This window comes from Maritimimonas sp. 2205BS37-2 (assembly GCF_056591755.1).
In genome coordinates, this window is record NZ_JBWQOI010000002.1 from 954088 (window position 1) to 969511 (window position 15424).

Genomic DNA, 15424 nt, shown 5'->3' on the forward strand with positions numbered 1-15424 from the left:
GCTTTTCAACCAAGAGTTATCATATCTAGGCCAACCGGATAGCCTTCTATATAAATAATTACCGTATAAATACCTTTCACAATTTTCTGAATAAACCTATCTGTCATCATTGATAAATTTAAGTGATTGTTATTATAATAAGCATTTGTCTTTTCGGTATAGGTAAGCTCCTCTCCATTATTCATCTTAAACGCACCTTTTCTATTTAAGATTTTACCTTCTGGGTTTTGAATCAGTATATATACTTCTTTATATCCGGGTGTGATATATTGATTGTTATTAATTAGAAAATTAATGCGCATTACATCTACTTTGCTTGCTTGGTCGGTTGCTTTGTAATTGCCCTTTTTCTTAACAGACATTGGTGTAATATTTATTGAATTTACCACTAAAACCTCTTCTTTAGGTACGTCTTTGGTACTTTCAATAAATTGTTTTTTTATAATTGATTTTTGTAATTCAAAATATGCTGTATCGTCATAGCTTGTTGGATTAGGTCCAGATGATCTCTTAGAGGTAAACCTATTGATTGTTGTTGCTTTATCATCATAAGATTCAAAGTCATCTTCATCATTAAATAAAGTATTTGAAACAGCGCTTATATTGTTTTCTTCACTCGCGAAATCTCTATTGAATTGCTCGTAATCTTTCTTTTGTTTTTCTAAGGCAACTTCACTTTTATCACCCGTTTCTTTGGTAATAGAAAAATCCGACTTAAGGGTCGGTTTTTCGGTTAGGTTTATGTTTGATTCGATATGTTTTCCATTAGTGTTGGCCGTAATCTTATTTTCATCAATTACTTTGAACTCTACATCATCTTTATCTGGGAGGACTTTATTTGTATTTATCTCTGCAACCAGAATAGCTTCTTGTTCGGTGATATTCGCTTCTTTTTGTTCTTCTTTAAAATCTTTTGTGTTTTCAACTAAGACCGTTTTTCCTAATCTCTTTCCTTTAATCTTAGGAGCACTCTCAGAAATATTGGTCATGTCTTTTTTATCTTTTCTTATCCGTCGTGCAACCTCAGAATCATTATTGAGGTTATTTTGTTGACTATCTTCGGTAACGGTTAATAGCTCATTTTTTGTTGTTGCTTTGTTAATTGCAATCTCTGTTTCATACTTTACAGCTGGTAGCCTATTTTCAGAATCTTGTTTAATATTTACACTTGCCTGATCATTTGCTTGATCTATTTCTTCATTAGGAGCTACTTCTTCGGTTTCGGTTTCTTCTTCATCGCTTAAGAATATTATTTCTCCTTTACTTGAATCATTACTTGCTCCTTCTTTCACTGGGCTCTTAGGTGGAGCAGTTGTTACCTTAGGTGTTGATATGGTTTTTATATCTTTCTTCGTAATTGCGGTTACAGGTTTACCATTATTTTGAGGTAAGTTAAGCACCTGCTTATTCATAATTACAAATTCAGTTCTTCTGTTAAGTTTATGCTTCTCGATACCACATCTAACACCATCTTTACAATTATTAATTAATTGACTTTCTCCATAACCTTTTGCCGTGATACGATCTCTTGAAACTCCTTTAGAAACTATATAATTTACTGTAGCCTTAGCTCTTCTTTCAGATAGTTTCTGGTTGTATGCTTTTGGCCCTCGAGAATCTGTATGTGAAGCTGCTTCAATAATTAAAGAAGGATTTTCTTTCATGATCTCAACAATTCTATCAAGCTCTTTAGTTGCTTCTCTTGTGATAGAATGTTTATCAAATCTGAAATAAATAGGGCTTGCCTTAATTACCACTTTCTCTTCAGTAATTTGTTTGATCTGCTTTTCTAACAATTGATTTACCTCTAATGGTGGTGCGTTAAAGTAATTAGCAGTATTCACAATATGTTCTTCTTTATCATATTGCAATTTAGTAGCTTTTACAGTGTACGTGCTTCTACAACTTAATGTGAATCTGTAATTACCAGAATCATCAGTCTTTAAGTTATGAATTTCTTTTCCGTCATCATCAACTACCGTAATTGAAGCGTCAGCAATTAAACTTTCAGTTTCTTTGTCGCGCACGGTTCCTACAATTTCTTGTAAACATTCAATAGGTTTATCAGGCTCAATGTAAAATGAGTAAATATCATCGTTGTCTTGACCTTGTAATCTATTTGAAGCAAAAAAACCTTTATTTTCTGTATTAACAATATATCCTAAATCATCATTGATACTATTGATTGGAGATGCTAAATGTAAAGGGTCAGAAAATGTGTTTTCGAACGCTTCAACCGTGTATACATCCATTCCTCCCATAGATTCTTTGTGTCCGTTTGAAGAAAAGTATAGAAAATTATTATCGGCTATAAATGGTGTGGTTTCATCACCCGATGTATTGATCTTTTCTCCTAAATTCACCGGATCTCCATATGAACCATCTTCTTTAATCTCAACATAAAAGATGTCCGTTCCTCCATGAGATGGGGTCATATTAGATACAAAATAAAGCCTAGAGTGATCTTTATTTATGGTAGGATAACTATAGGAATATCTCTTATTGTTAAATGGCAGTTTTTCTGTGTTCTCCCACGTACCATTTTCGTTTATTGAAGCCTTAAATATCTGATAGAGTGGTGCTTTAGATTTTCTTTTAGAATATTTATTCGCAGAATAGTAAACTGTTTTCCCGTCTTTCGAAAATGTAGCTGCATTTTTACTAATCTTCTTGTTTTTAATTGTATTTAATCGTTTCTTTTCAAGTATCGCGCCATCGTCTCCAACGGTACCTGTGTAAAAATCTAAATAAGGATTGTATTTTTGAGTATTGATTACTCTATCAGACACCGTAGCGGTAAAAACCACTTTATTGTCATTGATAAATGCCACTCCTTTATCTGGATTTCCAGAGTTGATATCTAAATACTTTATATGATGTTTGCCAGAGGAGGTTTGGGCTTTAGTGATTAAACTAAAACACATTAAAATTGCTAATAATGTGTACTTTTTCATGATAAGATAAATGGTTTCGTTAAGTGAAGTTATAACGAAGAAAATTTTGTTTAAGTATTTAAATTGTTAATTTCTTGTTGAAAAGTATCTCTGTTTTTAGAAAATATAGGTGTTTTTAAACAAAAAAAGCGTTGCTTTCGCAACGCTTATGTGTTGATCTACAGTAATTTATATTATTTTACTGAATCTTTTTTGGTTTCTTTCGTTTCTTTGTCTTCACTTCTATACGCATCATTCAAAGCCTCTAAGATAATGTCAGTAAGATCTGTTTTAGAGTCTCCGTAAAGCACTGCTTTGGTTTGCTCAGAGGTTCCCAATATGTAGGTATAGCCATTCTCTTTAGCATAATCGGCTACAAAGTCTTGGATTTCTTCATTTATTTCATCCATTTTTTCTTGACCGTTTTTTTGAACTTCCTGCTGTGCAAGTTGCTGACGTTGATTTAACAACTGTTGCTGTTGTGTTAGAGTGGCTTCAGTTTCTTGTCTTGCTTTATTAGACATTTTCTGAGCTTTTGCATAATAATCCCTTACTCTATTTTGATAATCAGCCGCTAATTGATCTAATTCCTTTTTTAATTCATCAGACCTTTTAGTCATTTCTTTCTCTGCTTCTTTTGTTCCCTTGTATTCTTTTAATACTTCTTCTACATCAACATAAGCAATTTTTGTTTGGTTACAAGACGCAACCAAAAAAGCTAATGCAAATACTGCTACTATTTTTTTCATTTTACTTGTTTAATATTTGAGCGGCAAATATATAAAATTCGATCAGGTCAGGGCTTTAAAAAAATGTATAATTAAAACTTATGTTAAAAAAGTATTACATAGTTTTTAATTATTAAAACAGGCTTTAAAATTAAGGCTTCTTAGAGCGTTTCGACATCTCTTAATATTATGACGCGTGGAGTTGTTAAAAAACGTCTTATACCGCCTTAAACTGCGATTTCATCGTTTCTTACAACATAAATTAACGATGAATATTCTTTTGTTGTTCTAGCATTAAGATTTGAACGCAGTCCTCTATAAAATGCTTTAAAAGGATTCATAAAGCCATTCTTATATTTTTCTGAAAGCAGGCTCACATAAAAGGCATCAAATTTCATTGGTACTATTTTTTCTATGTGCATATTTTCTTTTGCAAATAATGCACTCAATGCGCTCTGAGAAAAATGCCACAAATGTCTAGGCACATCATAAGCCGCCCAATATTCTCCATAATGATCTGCATCATAGCTTTTGTGATTTGGTACGGCGATGATTAAAGTTCCATTAGATTTTAAAAGTCGTTTAAGTTGTGCAATCGTTTCATTTAAATCTGGCACATGTTCTAGTACATGCCATAAGGTAATAATATCAAACTTTTGAGGAGGAAGTTTTGAAATATGTGATACTAGTTTTTTATCAAGTTTTTCTTCTGCAGTGTTACGTGCTTTTTTGCTAGGTTCAACACCATGTGTTTTCCATCCACCTCTTTGGCACGTCAATAAAAAATCTCCCGTTCCTGCGCCAACGTCTAAAACAGATTTTGATTCATGCTTAAAAGAATTGATTAGCTTAAGTTTTTGTTTTAGTGTATAATTACGAACAAGTTGATAAACACTATCTAATATAGATTTTTTAGAATCGGTATGCGAAATATAATCGTTGCTGGTATAATATTCACCTAATTTTTCCTCCAAAGGTCTGGGTGAAGTAATTAAAAGTTCATTAGTTTCATCTTTTAAAATTGTGAACCTTTCTTGAGAAACAGTGTAGTCTTTGCAGCTCAAAAACGATTTCAATTTCGAATTATCTATAGGGGATTTATCTATATGTTTCACGTGGAACAATGAATTTAACGACCCATATAAACCAACAAAACAGACACATCGCTAGGTGATACACCCGAGATTCTACTCGCCTGGCTTATGGTGGTTGGTTGAATTGTAGTTAGTTTTTCACGCGCTTCGTATGATAAAGACTTTACTTTATAATAGTCAAAATCAGCAGGAATTGCAATATTCTCAAGCCTATTTAGCTTGTCTGCATTATTCTTTTCCTTCTCAATATAGCCAGCATATTTCACGTGAATTTCGGTTTGCTCAATAATTTCGTTGTCGATAGTATTATCAATAATAAAATCATTTACTCCAGGGAACTGACGTACATCATTAAAATCTAATTGAGGTCTGGCAGCAATCTTAAACATCTTCATAGACTGAGAAATTTCAGCAGAATCTTTACCTCTTAAAATCGGGTTGACCTCGTTTGGCTTAATGCTCGAATCTCTTAAGTAGTTGACAAATAAATCTGTTTTTTGCTGCTTTTCCAAAACCCGATTCATTCTATCTTCTGAAGCCAGACCAATTTCAAAAGACCTGGGTGTTAAGCGTAAATCAGCGTTATCTTGCCTTAAAAGTGTTCTATATTCAGCTCTAGATGTAAACATTCTATATGGTTCTTCCGTTCCTTTAGTAATTAGATCATCTATTAAAACACCTATGTAGGCCTCGTTTCGCTTTAAAATAAAAGAAGACTGTTCTTTTACTTTCAATGCCGCATTAATTCCAGCCATCATGCCTTGGGCGGCAGCTTCTTCGTAACCAGTAGTTCCATTTATTTGACCTGCAAAGAAGAGATTTTCTATTAGCTTTGTTTCAAGCGTATGTGTTAACTGTGTTGGGGGAAAATAATCATACTCAATAGCATAGCCAAATCGGAAAAACTTAACGCTTTCAAATCCAGCAACTTTACGCAATGCTTTATCTTGAACATCTTCTGGTAAAGATGTAGAAAATCCATTAACATAGATTTCTACAGTATTCCATCCCTCAGGTTCAATAAAAAGTTGATGTCTTTCTTTCGAGGAAAATCGATCAATCTTATCTTCTATAGAAGGACAATATCTAGGCCCAATACTTTGGATTCTTCCATTAAACATCGGAGATCTATCAAAACCTTCGCGAAGCAAATCATGTACTTCATTACTCGTATACGTCATATAACAAGAGCGCTGTTCACTTAGCGGTTTCGTACTATTTGAATATGAAAATTTCTCAGGACTCTCATCACCTGGTTGTTCGATCATTTTAGAAAAATCTAAAGACCTACCATCAACTCTTGGTGGCGTACCGGTCTTCATCCTCCCTGATTCAAAGCCAAACTTTACTAAGTCTTCTGTTATACCAATTGCAGCCCGTTCGCCTGCTCTTCCTCCACCGAAGTTCTTATCACCAATATGGATCAATCCATTTAAAAAAGTCCCTGTAGTTAATATTACCGTTTTAGCCCTAACTGTAACACCCAAAGCCGTTTTAACCCCAACAATCTTATCATTTTCAACAATCAAACCATTAACCATATCTTGAAAGAAATCAAGATTAGGAAGTTTCTCTAACAGCATTCTCCATTCTTCAGCAAATCTCATTCTATCATTCTGTGCTCTTGGACTCCACATAGCAGGACCTTTCGACTTATTAAGCATCTTAAACTGAATAGCAGTCTTATCGGTTACAATTCCACTATAACCACCGAGCGCATCAATTTCACGAACAATTTGCCCTTTAGCAATACCGCCCATAGCAGGATTACAGCTCATTTGAGCTATATTCTGCAGATTCATCGTAATAAGTAGCGTCTTAACTCCAAGATTAGCGCTTGCCGCAGCAGCTTCGCTACCGGCGTGACCACCACCAACTACTATAACATCATATTCATTGCTAAACATTCAATCTCCTATTAAAGTGTTCCACGTGGAACATGTTTTTATTAAAAAGTGCGCAAAGATAGACAATTATCCTCTTTTTCTCTCATTAACTTCTTCTGTTCTTGCGTTTTATCTTTAAATCCCGCAAAATGTAAAATACCATGTATAATTACTCTATGTAATTCATCATTGAAAGTTACATTAAAGTCCTTAGCATTTTCCTTAACTCGCTCAACTGATATAAATATGTCTCCAGAAATTAACCTTCTCATGGTGTAATCGAAACTAATTATGTCAGTTAAAGTGTTGTGATTCAGATATTTAACATTTTTTTCAAGCAAATACTGATCATCACAAAAAATATAAGACAGGTCGCCTTCTTTAAAATCCAGGGTTGCAATTACCTCTGATATCCAGTTTGCAACTTCTAACTGATTTGACAACTCGAAATCAGTTTCAGAATAAAAACTAATCATTTAACGCTTTAAAATAATCTTGAACTTTCTTCTTATAATTATTTCGCAAAGGTAGTGGTTCGCGATTTAAAATTTCTTTAAGATTAAAAAAATGACTTTTTTGCAGTAATTCTTCAATTTTTCGATCTCGAAAAGATTTGAAATTCGTAATCGCTTCTCTTTTATTTTCTTTTCCTTGTTTTAAACGGGCGTCATCGAGTTTCAAAAGCTCATGCTCAAGTTGCAACATTTTTTGCAGCACGTCATTATCAAACCCTTTATCCAATAACTGCTCTTCAAGTTCCTTCATTTTTTCGAGGGCTTTTTTACCTTGACTTCCGCCCTCTCCTTCCTTTTCCATAAGCTCCTCCAGTCGTTCTCTTAATCTTTGCTGTTCTTGATAAATTTGATATTGCTCACCGCTCATTTGTTCACGAGATTTTCCCTGCTCGCCTTCTTGTCCTTCCTCTTCTTGCTTAGATTTTTTCATCCCTTCTTTCATTTCTTCAGTGAGACCCTTTTGTTTTTTAATTATATCAGGAAGGCTTATCTCATTTCCTTGTCCTTTACCACTTCCCATATTGGGATTCATCATACTATTTAACATATCACTTAGCATGTCTGCCAAATTATTGGCCGCCGTCATTGTATATTGCTGATTAGATCTACCTTGTTGCATTCTATTTTCAGCAATATTCTCCAAAGACTTATCAATATTATAATGCGCTTCTGTTAAATCTTCTTGTATTTTGCTTGAAAGCTTTGGTTGCCGCATGGATAAGACATAAAGACTATCGTCTATGTGTTCAAAATGCTCCTTAAGTAGTTGTTGCTTCTTTAGTTTCTGAGGGAATGAAGCATGTGAGGCATCAACATCAGTTAATGATAACATTAGTGCTTCTTGGTCTAAAGAAAATGTAACAAGGTTTTCTAAAATAGCTCTTAAGGTTTCAATGTTTTCCTGCATCATCTCTCCTTGCATTCCAGCCATTGATTGTTGCATAGACTGGCTCATTTGCTTCATTTTTTTAGCAGCAGATTTCTGGTTTCTCTGCGCTTTTTGTTTAGAGCTATTCTTTTGTTCTTTATTCTGCTCCCCTTCTTGCTCTTGACGTTCTTCTCCTTGTTTTTTCAATTCATCAGAAGCTTCTTTCATCTTCTCATCAACCTTCTTCTCATCCTGCTTGGTTTCTGGTAAACTCATCGGATCACGTAACTTCTGATTTTGCTTACGCATATCTTCCAGGTCTTTTTTTATATCTTCAAACTCTTTATTTAATTCGTCTTGCTTTTCTGCGTCATTTTCCTCTGAGTTCGATAATTTTTCCTGCTTATTGGATAACGTATCTAGTTTTTTTGAAATATCAGCAGCTTTCTTATCTACATAAAACCGCTTTGTTAATTCTAGCAAACGCTCCAAAGATCTTTTCTCTTGTTTTTGCCGTTCCGCCAATTTATCCAACTTATTGATCAAGCCATCTTTATCTAATTTCTCAGCCATCTTTTTTAATTCCTCCAATAGCTTTTTCTTTTTCTGAGATTCTTTGGTTTCTTCGATACGTTTTTGCAGTTCTTCTTTTTTGCTCCTAATAGTTTCATCAGTTTCATTAAGTTCATCAAGATTGTCTTTGAGTTTATCAGTTTGTTTGTCAAACATTTCTTGATATTGCTCTTGTCTTTTTAGAAACTGTTCAAATTCTTTCTTATCATTCCATTCTAACTCTGATTTCTTTTTTAATTTATCGGTAAATTCTTTAAAATCCTTATTTAATTCTTCTGTTTGCTTAGCATTTTTATCAAGGTTATCCAGGCTTTGTTTCTGCTCATTTAATAAATCATCCGACAACTCTTGCTGCGTTTTTTTATGAAACTTAAACACTTCACTTTTTGCAGATTTAACGCCATTAACAGCATCGTTATCAAATACCTCAAAATAAAGTTCATAATTCTTTCCTGCCTCAAAGTCTAATTCTCCATCAGGAAGAAACAAATAATAAAACTCTTCAAAAGATGAATTTTTAACTGGTATAGGATGTTTCTTAACTGCTTCTTTATTTTCTAGTTCATAGTATACAAGTTGAAGTTTAGATACCCCGTAATCATCACTTAGTTGTCCGGCGAATTGTATCGGTCCTCTCGTGATAGAGTCAATATCAGATTTCACTACAATCTTCGGAAATTCATCTTTAATCACCTGAATACCATAAGCCAATTGTTCATAATTTCTTAAATTTCGATTGCTTGTAGCGATTTGATAATTCAAAGGTTTCTTTACTCTTTTACTGAATGAAAAAGAACCATTATCATTTGAACGAAAACTTTCAGTATTTGTGCTAAAAAAGTGAACCGAATCCGTTTGTTGTGTATCAATATTCCAGGTGATTCGTGTACCTTCAGGAATAATAGCATTACCGGTGTTTTGGATCGTTTCATTACGTTTCTGCGTATAATTAGGATAATCAAGAATCATAGTAAAACCAGTAACCGAGGGGGTTTTGATCACATTTATCTTATAGGGTCTAGAACTTATACCATTAGAGCTTATATAGAACTCAACCGATTCTTTAAGATTTTCGAACTGAAAACCAAAACGTCCAATTCCTTCATCTTTTAAGAAATAGCTTTCATTATTAAAATATATCTGTGCATTTTCAGGAATTACATTTCCTTTAGTTTCAACCTGTAGTTCAAATGATTTCCCTTCTATAGCATTCAGAGTATTATTTACTATCTTAAACGAAAAAGGTGCTGGAGGCTCATACTCGGTCTGATAATTTACAACTCTAGTTAAGCTGTCTTTAAAAATACCATTGTTTCCAGATAACAAAGTGAAAAACCAAATTAATACCGGAATCGCTAAGTATTTTAAGTATTTTCTATTTCCACTAAAATTAATTGCAGATTGAAATGGAATGGGTTGTAATTGCAAAGATTTTTGTTCAATACTTGCTAAAAAAAGCTCCGATTTATTAGTTGATTGGTTTAATTGAAGTACATTCAATAGTTTATCATCAACCTCAGGAAAATGATTTCCAATAATTTTTGAAGCTTCTACTAAGCTAATCCCCTTTTGCAAGCCAACTAATTTAAATAATGGAAAAGCAATAAACCGAATTAATAAGGCAGTCTCAACACCTATAAACAAAAAGAATAAAACACTGCGCCAATTAGGTGACAGCCATAGAAAATATTCAATAAATAAAGTGAAAATAAGATATAACAAGCCAAAGGCAGAAAAAAGAATAATCCCCTTAATCAATTCATTCGTATAATATTTTTTAATGAATTGTTGAAGCTTACTTTGTATGTTGGTAAAGCTGGTCATATTTATTAAACTCTAAAAGTACTATTTTCATTGCCATGCTGTATCTTTGCAGCCAAATTTTAACAGAATGATTAACAAAGTAAGAGTTCGATTTGCTCCTAGCCCAACAGGGCCCTTACATATTGGAGGGGTGCGTACGGCATTATTCAATTATCTATTTGCTAAAAAACACCTTGGAGATTTTATTTTGCGAATTGAGGATACAGATCAGACACGTTACGTTGAGGGTGCAGAGAATTATATTGTTGAGGCGTTAAACTGGTTAAACATTCCGTTCGATGAAGGTCCGACAATTGGTGGTAATTTCGGCCCCTATCGTCAGTCTGAAAGAAAGAGTATCTACAAAAAATATATTCAACAGCTGCTTGAAAACGGTCACGCTTATTATGCTTTTGATACTCCTGAAGCCTTAGACGCCCATAGAAAAGATCATGAAACAAAAGGGAAAACTTTTATTTACAATTGGCATAATCGTTTAAAGTTAGATAATTCATTAACCCTTGAAGCAAATGAAGTTGAAAAACGAATCGATGCCGGTGAAAAGTTTGTAATTAGATTTAAGTCTCCTAAAGATGAGATACTTCATCTAAACGATATTGTTCGAGGTGAAATAAAAATAGACACGAATATTCTTGATGATAAAATCTTATTTAAATCTGATGGAATGCCAACATATCACCTTGCAAATATTGTTGATGACCATTTAATGAAAATATCTCATGTAATACGAGGTGAAGAATGGTTACCGTCATTGGCTTTACATGTTTTACTATATAGAGCTTTTGACTGGGAAGCTCCTCAATTTGCACATTTACCCTTAATTTTAAAACCAATTGGAAAGGGTAAATTAAGTAAGCGTGATGGTGATAAATTAGGTTTTCCGGTATTTCCATTAGAATGGAACGTAAATGACAGTGTTTCACGAGGATATCGCGAAGATGGTTATTTTAATGAGGCCGTTATAAATATGCTTGCCCTTTTAGGTTGGAATGAGGGTGATGGTGTAGAAAAAGAACTCTATTCTTTACAAGAACTTATTGCTGCCTTTAGTTTAGAACATGTGAGTAAATCGGGCGCTAAGTTTAATCCTGATAAAACCAAATGGTTCAATCAACAATACTTGCAAAAAAAATCTGATGCCGACCTTACCAAATTATTTATCCCTCTTCTTGAAGAGAAACTGCTAGATGCCGCTCTAGATAAAGACGGTGCTAAAGATCAGATTGCCTTATTTGTTGAGAATAACAATGATTATGTAACTAAAGTAATTCGTTTAATTAAAGAGCGAGCTACTTTCGTTTCTGATATATGGGAGCTTGGAAAATTCTTCTTTGTAACTCCGTCTACATATGATGAAAAAGCGGCGAAAAAAGCTTTTAAGGAAGATACTCCTAAACTAATGAGTGAATTGGTTGAAGTTATTGAGTCTATTGAAGATTTTTCAAGTGATTCCATTCAATCGATTGTAAAAGGGTGGATTACATCTAAAGAAATAGGTTTTGGAAAGGTTATGATGCCATTACGATTAAGTCTTGTTGGTTCACTTCAAGGGCCAGATGTATTTAGTATTATGGGATTAATTGGTAAAGAAGAAACTATTGCGAGTATAAAAAGAACAGTAAATACATTATCTGTGTAAGTTTTGATTCGTAGCGTCGACTGTTGATTTAACTTAACCTAATCAACATGAAACAGCTAGGTTTTATCTTTTCCTTTTCACTTATTCTCTTTTTATCAAATATTTCGGGCGCTCAAGATGCAATTTATAAAATTGAATTTATGAGTAATTGGTCTAGTGCTACACACCCCATAGACTACCCTTCTTCTTCAGCGCATTGGTCACCACTTATTGGTACAACACATAAAGATGCTGCCGTTTTATTGCAAACGGAGGTTATTGCCTCTGATGGGGTTGAGCAAGTAGCAGAAACTGGTGGAACCTCAATTATTACACAAGAAATTAATTCATTGATTAATGCCGGGCTGGCATATAATGTAATAAATGGTTCGGGGTTAGGTTCGGGGCCCGGAACAATCACTATTAATAATGTTAGCGTTGATGAAGATTTTCCGTATATCAGTTTAATTACTATGATTGCGCCTAGCCCAGATTGGGTAGCCATGATTGGCAATCAAAAACTAACCGATAATGACAACAACTGGGAAAATATGATTTCTGTTGATATATATGCGGTAGATGCCGGCACCGATAGCGGAACTACGTACAATTCTGGTGATGCAGATATAACACCGCACATTGAAATGAGTAGTTTACAAGGAATTGCTCCTTTTTCAAATCAAATTGTTGGAACTTTTGTTTTCACATTAGAGCAAGTGCTTTCAACCCCTGAAGAAGAGCTCGCAAATACTATTTTTATATATCCCAATCCTATTAAAGAAGATGTAACAATTAAGAACGTTGGAAATTACGCGCTTAAAAAGGTAGAGCTCTATTCGGTTGGTGGTAAAAAAATAAGAGAGCTTAATCGATTTTCCGATCCAAAAAACATTACACTTAATACATCATTGTCTAGCGGTGTATACTTTCTAAAATTACATACAAATGAAGGTATTTTAAGAAGAAAATTAATTAAAGAATAGCAGCTATTCTAAATTTGTTTTTTCAACTTTAGTAACAAAATATTTAGTATCTCCCAGCCAGGGAAATGTACCAAACCGTTCTTTGTAAGTAAGTTTTACATTAAGGCCTTGCATGTCTTTAAGTTGTTCTATTACTTTTTTTTCAGAGCTTTCTACAGAAAAATCAAAGCGTTGTGATTCAGACACACCTTGGCTAATTTCACCTTCCCAGGTTTTAAATAGAACGCCTTTATGACTTATTTTTATTAATTCACCAGATCGATAACCTTCACTAAAGGTTGCGTAGTAGATAAATAAAAAATAGATCAGCGTAATGGCGGCTACAATAGCTATAAAAATACCTAGTATCTTTTTCATAAAACTAATTTATTCAAAAATATCCAATTTGGCTTTTAATTCTTAAATTTAAAGACAGAAATAATTATTCATTAGTCAAATTAAAATTTTAACATTATGGAGTCATACATAGGGTTGATACCTTTTCTTTTTATCGGATTATTTTTAATTCCGCTAATCTTTTTTATTGTAAAGCAACAAACTGCAGTTATCATCGAACGTTTTGGTAAATATCAAAGTATTCGACACTCTGGATTGCATCTTAAAATCCCTTTAGTTGATCGTATTGCTGGTAGAATGAGCTTAAAAATTCAACAATTAGACGTAATTGTAGAAACGAAAACCTTAGATGATGTATTTGTAAAACTTAAGGTGTCTGTGCAATATGTCGTGTTGAGAGAAAAAGTATATGACGCGTTTTATAAATTAGAATATCCGCATGATCAAATAACCAGTTATGTTTTTGATGTCGTTCGGGCCGAGGTTCCAAAAATGAAATTAGATGACGTTTTTGTAAAAAAAGATGATATTGCTATTGCAGTGAAGTCTGAATTACAAGATGCAATGGTCAATTATGGTTTTGATATTATTAAAACCCTAGTAACAGATATTGACCCTGATTCACAGGTAAAAGAAGCAATGAACAGAATTAATGCTTCAGAGCGTGAAAAAATTGCTGCACAGTTTGAGGGTGATGCTGCACGTATTTTAATTGTTGAAAAAGCGAAGGCTGAGGCCGAAAGCAAGCGTTTGCAAGGACAAGGTATTGCAGATCAGCGTCGTGAAATTGCTCGCGGTTTAGAAGAATCTGTAGAAGTATTAAATAAAGTGGGAATCAATTCTCAAGAAGCGTCAGCTTTGATAGTAGTAACACAACATTATGATACGTTGCAATCTATTGGGCAAGAAGTAAATAGTAATTTAATTTTGTTGCCTAATTCTCCTCAAGCTGGTAGTCAGATGCTAAATGATATGGTGGCTAGTTTTACCGCTAGTAATCAGATAGGTGAAGCCATGAAGAACGCAAAAAATAATAAAAAAGATACCAAGTAGTTTGTATCTAAACATAAAAAAGGCGCTTTTCAGCGCCTTTTTACAAACTATATAGTATTTTTATTCTTCTACCTTCTTTTCTTCTTCTTCGGTCTTAGTGGCATCCTTAAATTCTTTGATCCCTGTTCCTAAACCTTTCATAAGTTCAGGTAATTTTCTTCCGCCAAATAACAACAGAATAGCTAGACCAATAATTATCCATTGCCATGGTCCTACAAACCCTAATAATATTGTTGTTGAAATCATCTTTTCTAAATTTAGGTAACAAAGGTACTAATTAAATCAAAATGATGCTATTCATCCTTTGTTAATAATGTTTCCTCCTATAATCTTATTGGTTTTTACCTTAACCGGATTTCCTTTATATTCTATTTTTCCTCCAAAGCGAACTTTGGCATCTAAAAATGAACTCGCCTTTACTTCTACTCTACCACCAGATGCAGAAGTAACTTCAGCAATTTCTGAATCTAATTCATATCCTTCATAAACACCTCCACTGGTTACCTCTATTTCTTGGTCAGTAACTTTTCCGCGTAAGCGTATATTTCCACCTGAAACAGCTTTTATAGTAGCATATTTAACATCTAATACCAAATGAATATATGCACCTTCTTGAGATCTAATAGTAACATTTTGCTGACTAAAAGTTTGATCTGAAAAAATAGCTGCTCCTTCATTAGCATCTAAGATATCAAGATCTTCTTTATAGTATAACTTAATGTTCACATCTTCATCATTATAAATTTCAGGGAAACGTAAAAATACTTTTAGTCTTCCATTCGTATTCTTTACGGTTAAATTTTCTTTCTTTTCGCCAATGATTACGATTTTTTGTTCATCAGAACGGATTAATTCTAACGTAACACCGCTAAATACTTTAAGTACGTTAAAATCGCCTAAATTAATCACACGTTCTTGAGAGAAGGATAGTGTTATAGTAAAGAGAAAAGTTAATAAAAGTAATTTCTTCGAGCTAGTAAAAATTTTCATGATAAAGAGGAATTTTTATTCAA

12 protein-coding genes are annotated in these 15424 nt (G+C 33.5%); 3 read left to right on the forward strand and 9 right to left on the reverse strand.

Features of this window, described 5'->3' with window-relative positions:
• Nucleotides 1-5 precede the first annotated feature (5 nt).
• The 6 genes from AC1EUU_RS11650 to AC1EUU_RS11675 all read right to left on the reverse strand — a co-directional run bounded on the left by AC1EUU_RS11650 (nt 6) and on the right by AC1EUU_RS11675 (nt 10421).
• Complete coding sequence (locus tag AC1EUU_RS11650; RefSeq protein ID WP_480201597.1) at nt 6-2954, reverse strand: OmpA family protein; 2949 nt, start codon at nt 2952-2954, stop codon at nt 6-8.
• A 173-nt stretch (nt 2955-3127) separates the two neighbouring features.
• Nucleotides 3128-3682 (reverse strand): OmpH/Skp family outer membrane protein, encoded by a 555-nt coding sequence (locus AC1EUU_RS11655; RefSeq protein WP_480201598.1) that lies wholly within the window; start codon nt 3680-3682, stop codon nt 3128-3130.
• A gap of 206 nt (nt 3683-3888) precedes the next feature.
• Nucleotides 3889-4725: a class I SAM-dependent methyltransferase gene (locus tag AC1EUU_RS11660; RefSeq protein ID WP_480201599.1), complete on the reverse strand. Its 837-nt coding sequence runs from the start codon at nt 4723-4725 to the stop codon at nt 3889-3891.
• A gap of 65 nt (nt 4726-4790) precedes the next feature.
• Nucleotides 4791-6662 (reverse strand): tRNA uridine-5-carboxymethylaminomethyl(34) synthesis enzyme MnmG, encoded by a 1872-nt coding sequence (gene mnmG / locus AC1EUU_RS11665; RefSeq protein WP_480201600.1) that lies wholly within the window; start codon nt 6660-6662, stop codon nt 4791-4793.
• 41 nt (nt 6663-6703) lie between these two features.
• Nucleotides 6704-7117 carry an rRNA maturation RNase YbeY gene (ybeY, locus tag AC1EUU_RS11670; RefSeq protein ID WP_480201601.1) on the reverse strand — a complete coding sequence of 138 codons (414 nt, stop codon included), beginning with the start codon at nt 7115-7117 and terminating at the stop codon, nt 6704-6706.
• Nucleotides 7110-10421, reverse strand: a complete 3312-nt coding sequence (locus AC1EUU_RS11675; protein WP_480201602.1) for a DUF4175 family protein — start codon at nt 10419-10421, stop codon at nt 7110-7112. Before AC1EUU_RS11675 ends, ybeY begins: the two co-directional genes overlap by 8 nt.
• A gap of 67 nt (nt 10422-10488) precedes the next feature.
• Here AC1EUU_RS11675 and gltX point away from each other — a divergent pair, with 67 nt between their 5' ends.
• Both gltX and AC1EUU_RS11685 read left to right on the forward strand, forming a co-directional pair.
• Complete coding sequence (gene gltX / locus AC1EUU_RS11680) at nt 10489-12060, forward strand: glutamate--tRNA ligase (RefSeq protein WP_480201603.1); 1572 nt, start codon at nt 10489-10491, stop codon at nt 12058-12060.
• Nucleotides 12061-12107: 47 nt separating this feature from the next.
• On the forward strand, nt 12108-13022 hold the full coding sequence (locus tag AC1EUU_RS11685) for a spondin domain-containing protein (protein WP_480201604.1): 915 nt from the start codon (nt 12108-12110) through the stop codon (nt 13020-13022).
• A 3-nt stretch (nt 13023-13025) separates the two neighbouring features.
• Here the strand turns inward: AC1EUU_RS11685 and AC1EUU_RS11690 are convergent, their stop codons facing one another.
• Nucleotides 13026-13379, reverse strand: coding sequence for a 6-phosphogluconate dehydrogenase (locus AC1EUU_RS11690; protein ID WP_480201605.1), 354 nt, complete (start codon nt 13377-13379; stop codon nt 13026-13028).
• A 96-nt stretch (nt 13380-13475) separates the two neighbouring features.
• Here AC1EUU_RS11690 and AC1EUU_RS11695 point away from each other — a divergent pair, with 96 nt between their 5' ends.
• Entirely contained in the window at nt 13476-14411 is a 936-nt protein-coding gene (locus AC1EUU_RS11695; RefSeq protein ID WP_480201606.1) for an SPFH domain-containing protein, read from the forward strand.
• 60 nt (nt 14412-14471) lie between these two features.
• Here the strand turns inward: AC1EUU_RS11695 and tatA are convergent, their stop codons facing one another.
• Nucleotides 14472-14657 (reverse strand): twin-arginine translocase TatA/TatE family subunit, encoded by a 186-nt coding sequence (gene tatA, locus AC1EUU_RS11700; RefSeq protein WP_480201607.1) that lies wholly within the window; start codon nt 14655-14657, stop codon nt 14472-14474.
• A 51-nt stretch (nt 14658-14708) separates the two neighbouring features.
• Nucleotides 14709-15401, reverse strand: coding sequence for a head GIN domain-containing protein (locus AC1EUU_RS11705; RefSeq protein ID WP_480201608.1), 693 nt, complete (start codon nt 15399-15401; stop codon nt 14709-14711).
• Nucleotides 15402-15424 lie beyond the last annotated feature (23 nt).

Bases quoted from the DNA above. Each gene is read 5' to 3' on its own strand.
- AC1EUU_RS11655 (WP_480201598.1), bottom strand. From the start codon at position 3,682: ATGAAAAAAATAGTAGCAGTATTTGCATTAGCTTTTTTGGTTGCGTCT.
- gltX (WP_480201603.1), top strand. From the start codon at position 10,489: ATGATTAACAAAGTAAGAGTTCGATTTGCTCCTAGCCCAACAGGGCCC.
- AC1EUU_RS11705 (WP_480201608.1), bottom strand. From the start codon at position 15,401: ATGAAAATTTTTACTAGCTCGAAGAAATTACTTTTATTAACTTTTCTC.
- tatA (WP_480201607.1), bottom strand. From the start codon at position 14,657: ATGATTTCAACAACAATATTATTAGGGTTTGTAGGACCATGGCAATGG.
- AC1EUU_RS11650 (WP_480201597.1), bottom strand. From the start codon at position 2,954: ATGAAAAAGTACACATTATTAGCAATTTTAATGTGTTTTAGTTTAATC.
- AC1EUU_RS11690 (WP_480201605.1), bottom strand. From the start codon at position 13,379: ATGAAAAAGATACTAGGTATTTTTATAGCTATTGTAGCCGCCATTACG.
- AC1EUU_RS11675 (WP_480201602.1), bottom strand. From the start codon at position 10,421: ATGACCAGCTTTACCAACATACAAAGTAAGCTTCAACAATTCATTAAA.
- AC1EUU_RS11695 (WP_480201606.1), top strand. From the start codon at position 13,476: ATGGAGTCATACATAGGGTTGATACCTTTTCTTTTTATCGGATTATTT.
- AC1EUU_RS11685 (WP_480201604.1), top strand. From the start codon at position 12,108: ATGAAACAGCTAGGTTTTATCTTTTCCTTTTCACTTATTCTCTTTTTA.
- ybeY (WP_480201601.1), bottom strand. From the start codon at position 7,117: ATGATTAGTTTTTATTCTGAAACTGATTTCGAGTTGTCAAATCAGTTA.
- mnmG (WP_480201600.1), bottom strand. From the start codon at position 6,662: ATGTTTAGCAATGAATATGATGTTATAGTAGTTGGTGGTGGTCACGCC.